Genomic DNA, 6,581 nt, shown 5'->3' with positions numbered 1-6,581 from the left:
ATCTAAAATCTAAAATCTAAAATCTAAAATCTAAAATCTAAAATCTAAAATCTAAAATCTAAAATCTAAAATATCATTTCGCCGCATTAAAATCAGTAATAATATTTACAGCTTCGTTTAAATAAGGATTCGTTCTAAGATTATCAATCTGATATTGATTGATTGTTTTTTCGGTGGGGTAGGCGCCTAAAAGAAACTGGTTTACACTCGAATTATAAACATCAAGCGGATTATTTTCATCGTTGAATGTATTAATTTCTGTCCAGATATAATTCACGTTTTTTTTCTGTTTAAAAACCGCATCCAAAGTCATCGGAATTTCAGCTTTAGGAACATTCACCATTTCATCAATTTTTAAGTTGATTTTTTTGATGTTGTTGAAGTAATAATTATCTGCAAGTCGAAGCGTACTGCTTTTGGCAATTTTATCAATAACACTTCTTTTTACATAAGTTCTATATTTTAAAAGTGATTCTATGCTATCATTTTTTATGGCAGTCGGAAAATCGCTTTCTTTTTGATAAATCCCTTCATAAAATTCCGGAAGTACAACATCGGGTTTAACCCCAATATATTGATGGCTTTTACCCGTAACTCTGTAAAATTTATTAATCGTGATTTTTAAGAAATCGGTATTTTTTTCCTCGTCAAGCGAAAGAATAGTCTGCATGGTTGCTTTCCCAAGTGTATTACTGCCTAATAATAAGGCGCGATTGTAATCTTGCAATATTGAGGAAAAAAACTCGCTTGCCGAAGCTGTATTGCTATTAATCAAAACCACCATCGGACCTTTGTAAATAACACCACGATACGGATCATTAATAACCGATCTTTCTTGTTTGTTATCAACAACAATCGAAATAGGACCATAATCAACAAACATTCCGGCCAGTTTTATGGCTTCCTCCATAGATCCGCCGCCATTATCAATCAAATCAATAACAAGACCTTTAATATTGTCTCTTTCTAGTTTTATCACCTCGCGGGCAACATCATCTGCACAGCCTTTTCGACTATTTCCATCTAAATCAGCGTAAAAACTTGGAATTTTAATATATCCAATTTTATTTTCTTTGCCCACTATAAAACTAAAAACCGAGTTTTCTTCATCTTTCATCACCTGCTTTTCAATATAGACATCAAAGCTTTTACCTGAATTACGTTTTATGGTAAGCACAATACTTTTATTAGATTCAGATAAAATCATCGTAGAAATTGATTCTAATGAAGCGCACGAAACCTGCAAAGTTTCCTTATGATTGGATACCGAAAGAATTTGATCACCCTTTTTTATTTGTCCCGTTTTAAAAGCGGGACCATTCGGATCAATTTCGTCTATTATAATTTCGTTTTTTTCATTTAGGTTTACGGTCATTCCCAATGATAAGTGCTCTTTTGAGAGCGAAGCAACAAAACTCGATTTAGAGTCATTGCTAAAATAAGCTGTATGCGGATCAAAATACAGGCAAAAGAAATTGTATAATTTTTCTTCCTGCTTCAGGTTATTTTCCAAAAGCGTAGTGATTCGGCAAATTTCATTCGATAAAACCAATTTTCGGGATGCCAGTTCAATTGATGCAAAATTAGCCTTAATAGAATCCAGGTTTTCACTAGTTTCTGCAATATCATCTAATATTTGATAACGAAGTTTTTTAAGCCAGACTTTCTCCAGATTTTCTTTTTTGAGATAAAAATCGAAGGATTTTTTATAAAACCGAATCGTATCTTTTTTATCATAATCGATAGTTCCCGAATCTATTTTTTCTAAAACAGCTTTCGTTCTCAAAAGACCTGTTTTATATTTAGTAGTAATATCAGCTAAAAAACTACAATCATTGCTAAGAATCATATCGTCGAGTTTCAAGCGGTATTTTTGCGCCATCTCATCATATTCGCTTTTAAAGAAGATATTTCGTGACGGATCTAATTCATCGATAATATTGTCAAAAACAAAAATAGACAAACTATCATTTACCGGTTTTGGGCGTATATGCTCTGCTTGAATCAGGGCGTTTATTTTATTTAATATTTCGCATGTAGGATCACCACTCTGGCTAAACAGAATGTTTGTACATAACATTAATAGTAATAATATTCTTTTCATAAAAAAGCGGAGATCAATTTGCTATATTAAAATTACGCTTATTTTTTGATACCGGTTTATATTTTTTCGAAAATATCTTACAAGAAATTCATTTTTTTATTGCTATTATTATAAAAGTATTCGCCACTAATTCACGAATTCTTACAACAGAAATACGTGAATTAGTGGCGAAAAAAAAAGCATCATTTTAAGTGATGCTTTAAAAATTTATATAAAAATTATTTCTTGTAAAAAGGCAATTTAACCACTTTAGCAGGAACATCATTTTTTCTGATTCTGATAAAAATATCGCTGTCAACAGCGCTGTTGTTTATAGTAACATATCCTAAACCAATACCTTTATTCATAGAAGGCGACATTGTTCCAGAAGTTACAACACCAATTACAGAGCCAGAAGCATCTACAATTTCGTAATCGTGTCTTGGCACGGCGCGCTCCTGCATTTCAAAAGCAACCAGTTTTTTAGAAACACCCTCTTCTTTTTGTTTTTTCAAACTTTCAGAATTCGTAAAATCTTTATTGAATTTCGTAATCCAACCCAAACCGGCTTCAAGTGGAGAAGTCGTATCGTTAATATCATTTCCGTACAAACAGAAACCCATTTCAAGACGCAAAGTATCACGCGCTGCAAGACCAATTGGTTTAATTCCAAAAGCTGCACCGGCTTCAAAAACTTTATTCCAAACCTGTTCAACCTCACTATTTTTACAGTAAATTTCAAATCCGCCAGAACCAGTATAACCAGTAGCAGAAATAATAACGTGCTCAATTCCCGCAAAATCAGCCACTTCAAAATGGTAATACGGAATTGCAGCTAAATCTATCGAAGACAAAGGCTGCATTGCTTCAACCGCTTTTGGTCCCTGAATTGCCAATAAAGAATAATCATCAGAAAGGTTTTTCATTTCAACACCCAAATCATTTTGAGCCGAAATCCAGTTCCAGTCTTTCTCAATATTCGAAGCATTTACAACCAGTAAATACTGTTCCTCTTTCATTTTATAAACAATCAAATCATCCACAATCCCACCATCATTATTTGGCAGACAAGAATATTGCGCTCTTCCAATCGTTAAAGTCGAAGCATCATTCGAAGTCACTTTCTGAATCAAAGCCAAAGCATTTGGACCCGTCAGCAAAAATTCCCCCATATGCGAAACGTCAAAAACGCCTACAGCATTTCGAACAGTTTCATGTTCAGCATTCACGCCCTCATAAGTAATAGGCATATTATAACCAGCAAAAGGCAGCATTTTAGCTCCCAAACCTTCATGTATGTGCGTAAGCGCAGTATTTTTCATTGTGTTGATTTATAAAATTGTGACGCAAATTTATTCAAAAAATATCTAAAAATGATAGTCTAAATTATAAATTTCGCAATAATTAGAAGCAATTCCAGCTTTCCGTTACAAGTCCTCATAAAAAAAGCAAAGTTTCTAATGTTCCAAAAAGAGCTTCCGCTGGTCGCTTTTTTAGAACAAGAAACTTTTGCTTTTTTTACTCCGGGCTTTTCTCTGCAATCTGGGCTAGGAATTTACGGTAAAAAGAAACATTCTCTTCTTCGATTTTTATGTAACTTTAATCATTTATTATTGAAATTAAGGTAAAATTCAAAAGCATTGGCAAATTAAAAATCCGTTTTTATCCGCGTCTTTACGAAGTAAATCCGTTTCATCCGCGTTACAATTAACCACAATCCATAAGTAATTAAAAATTAATATAATACAATAGATAAATAAGCCAAATGAAAGACCCGTTTTTAATTACAAAAGAAGAAATTCTACAGCTATACAAACCCGTAAATCCTAACACACACAAAGGACTTCAGGGACATGCCGTAATTATTGCCGGAAGTTACGGCAAAATAGGAGCAGCCGTTCTCGCATCAAAATCCTGTTTAAAAACAGGTTGCGGACTCGTAACGACTTTTACGCCAAAATGCGGTTATCAAATCCTTCAAATCTCCATTCCCGAAGTTATGGTTGCCACCGATGAAAATACCAATTTCATTACACATATTCACCTTCCATTAACTCCGCAAGCAATCGGAATCGGTCCCGGAATAGGGAAGGAGCTAGGAACACAAAAAGCACTTTTCGAATTTTTAAGAATCAACAAAGTACCTTTGGTTCTCGATGCCGACGCCTTAAATATACTGTCAGAAAACCAATCCTGGCTCGAATTAGTTCCCGAAAATACTATCCTGACACCACATCCAAAAGAACTCGAACGCTTAATAGGCAAATGGAATTCAGAATCTGAAAAGTTTCAAAAAACAATTGCATTTTCAGAGAAATACAAAGTAATCATAGTAATGAAAGGCGCACCAACCTACATTATCAACCAAAGTAAAATTTACGAAAACACCACCGGAAACGCTGCACTCGCAACAGCAGGTAGCGGCGACGCCCTAACCGGAATCCTGACCAGTTTACTAGCGCAAGGCTACGAGCCCAAATATGCCGCAAAACTTGGCGTTTATCTTCACGGTTTAACGGCAGATATTGCGTTGCCAAAAACCGGATATCAATCGTTTACAGCCTCGGATATTATTAAGAATCTTGGAAAAGCTTTTTTAGAATTAGATAATTAGATAATGTGACAATTAGAAAATGATCTTTTCTATCAACTTTTGTCTATCAACTAAAGTTTACATAAAAGTATAGTCAATAAAATTAGACATAGCTTTGTCATCTCGATTTCTATGATAAAACCAAATCTTTTTGATAAGGGATTTGATTTTATCATAGAAATCGAGATGACAAAAAACGACGATAATTTAGAATAACCATCAAGCTTTGTGAACTTCCATAAGCTAAGCAAACTTTAAAATTAACCTTAGCAAACTCTGGGAAAAAACTTTGTGTTCTCTGCGGTAAAAACTCTCAAGATGACAAAAATGGCGATAATTAGAATTTGAAACTTTTCAATTGGAATTCACCATCAAGCTTTGTGAACTTCCATAAGCTAAGCAAACTTTAAAATTAACCTTAGCAAACTCTGCGAAAAAACTTTGTGATCTCTGCGGTAAAAACTCTCCCAGTTAATAAAAAATCTAAAATCTAACCTCTAAAATCTAAAATCAAAATCCGTAAGTTTGTAGTTCATTTTATAAATATGAAAAACTTCGATCTCAGAACCGTAAACGTTACCCGTTATATAACACCCTTACGCGAAGGCGGTTCCTTACCCGCTTTAGCAGAAGCCGATGACGATTTTAAATACGTCTTAAAATTCAAAGGAGCCGGTCACGGCGTAAAAGCCCTGATCGCCGAATTAGTGGGCGGACAAATCGCCAAAGCCTTAAAACTACAGCTTCCTGAATTGGTTTTCGCCAATCTCGACGAAGCCTTTGGAAGAACAGAAGCCGACGAAGAAATTCAGGATTTACTGCAAGGAAGTCAGGGATTAAATCTGGCACTTCACTTTTTATCCGGAGCAATCACTTTTGATCCTGTCGTAACAACTGTCGATGATAAATTGGCATCACAAATTGTTTGGCTGGATTCTTATATTACCAATGTCGACCGAACTTTCAAAAACACCAATATGTTGATTTGGCATAAAGAATTATGGCTAATCGACCACGGTGCATGTTTATACTTTCATCATTCCTGGAACAATTGGGAACAACACGCCAAAAGTCCGTTTGCATTAATCAAAGACCACGTTTTATTGCCACAAGCTTCACTTTTAAAAGAAGTCGATGCCGAATTTAAAGCACTTTTAACTCCGGAAATTCTGGAAGAAATTGTTAACACAATTCCGCTGGAATGGCTGCAATGGGAAGATACCGACGAAACTCCGGAAACTTTGCGAAATGTATATTTACAGTTTTTGCAAACGAGATTAAACAATTCCGAAATCTTTGTAAATCAGGCTCAAAATGCAAGATAGTCACTTATATGAGTACGCCGTAATTCGTGTAGTACCAAGAGTAGAACGCGAAGAATTCCTGAATATCGGAATCATTTTGTTTTGCAAAAAAGCCAAATTTATAAAAGTATTGTCCCACATTGATGATGATAAAATACAAGCCCTGTCAAACGATTTTGATATTGAGCAATTGCATTGCAATGTTACCGCATTAAAGAAAATTGCAGCCGGAGATAAAGAGGGCGGACCCATTGGCGAAATGGATATTCCCTCGCGTTTTCGTTGGTTGACCGCAATTCGCAGTTCGGCAATTCAAACCTCAAGACCGCATCCTGGTTTGTGCGAAGATTTAGAAAAAACAATTCAGAGATTATTTGAGGAATTAGTTCTTTAAAAGAGGTTCAAAGGGACAAAAGGTTTAAAGGGACAAAGGTTTTCTGTAGAGGCGCACAGCAGTGCGTCTAACATAATGTTTAAACGCAATCAATTAATAAACTTTGCGCCTTTGCGCCTCTGCGCAATTAAAAAACCTAGCGAACTTCGCGGTTAAATTCAGCACAAAACAAAAAAGTCAAACCCTATAAGAATTTACACTTATAGG

The 6,581-nt window shown here is 35.1% G+C and carries 5 protein-coding genes; 3 read left to right on the top strand and 2 right to left on the bottom strand.

The genetic code is table 11. The features are described from left to right. Positions 1 to 73: 73 nt before the first annotated feature. Together SD960_RS23030 and gcvT are read right to left on the bottom strand one after the other, a co-directional pair. Complete coding sequence (locus SD960_RS23030; RefSeq protein WP_318806222.1) at positions 74 to 2,104, bottom strand: S41 family peptidase; 2,031 nt, start codon at positions 2,102 to 2,104, stop codon at positions 74 to 76. 218 nt (positions 2,105 to 2,322) lie between these two features. Beyond that, complete coding sequence (gene gcvT / locus SD960_RS23025; protein WP_318806221.1) at positions 2,323 to 3,405, bottom strand: glycine cleavage system aminomethyltransferase GcvT; 1,083 nt, start codon at positions 3,403 to 3,405, stop codon at positions 2,323 to 2,325. A 443-nt stretch (positions 3,406 to 3,848) separates the two neighbouring features. Between gcvT and SD960_RS23020 the strand changes: the two genes are divergently transcribed. The 3 genes from SD960_RS23020 (at position 3,849) to SD960_RS23010 (ending at position 6,374) form a co-directional block, all read left to right on the top strand. Next, entirely contained in the window at positions 3,849 to 4,697 is an 849-nt protein-coding gene (locus tag SD960_RS23020) for an NAD(P)H-hydrate dehydratase (protein ID WP_318806220.1), read from the top strand. Between the two features lie 524 nt (positions 4,698 to 5,221). Then, positions 5,222 to 6,001: a HipA family kinase gene (locus SD960_RS23015; protein WP_318806219.1), complete on the top strand. Its 780-nt coding sequence runs from the start codon at positions 5,222 to 5,224 to the stop codon at positions 5,999 to 6,001. Beyond that, a complete protein-coding gene (locus tag SD960_RS23010) occupies positions 5,991 to 6,374 on the top strand; it encodes a DUF3037 domain-containing protein (protein WP_318806218.1) in 384 nt (127 codons plus the stop codon). Before SD960_RS23015 ends, SD960_RS23010 begins: the two co-directional genes overlap by 11 nt. The last annotated feature ends 207 nt before the right edge of the window (positions 6,375 to 6,581 follow it).

The sequence above is a fragment of the Flavobacterium sp. MMLR14_040 genome (genome assembly GCF_033657265.1).
Classification (GTDB): Bacteria; Bacteroidota; Bacteroidia; order Flavobacteriales; family Flavobacteriaceae; genus Flavobacterium.
The sequence above is the reverse complement of the archived record's forward strand: the minus strand, read 5'-3'. Positions and strand labels throughout refer to the sequence as shown.

Bases quoted from the DNA above. Each gene is read 5' to 3' on its own strand.
- SD960_RS23030 (WP_318806222.1), bottom strand. From the start codon at position 2,104: ATGAAAAGAATATTATTACTATTAATGTTATGTACAAACATTCTGTTT.
- gcvT (WP_318806221.1), bottom strand. From the start codon at position 3,405: ATGAAAAATACTGCGCTTACGCACATACATGAAGGTTTGGGAGCTAAA.
- SD960_RS23020 (WP_318806220.1), top strand. From the start codon at position 3,849: ATGAAAGACCCGTTTTTAATTACAAAAGAAGAAATTCTACAGCTATAC.
- SD960_RS23015 (WP_318806219.1), top strand. From the start codon at position 5,222: ATGAAAAACTTCGATCTCAGAACCGTAAACGTTACCCGTTATATAACA.
- SD960_RS23010 (WP_318806218.1), top strand. From the start codon at position 5,991: ATGCAAGATAGTCACTTATATGAGTACGCCGTAATTCGTGTAGTACCA.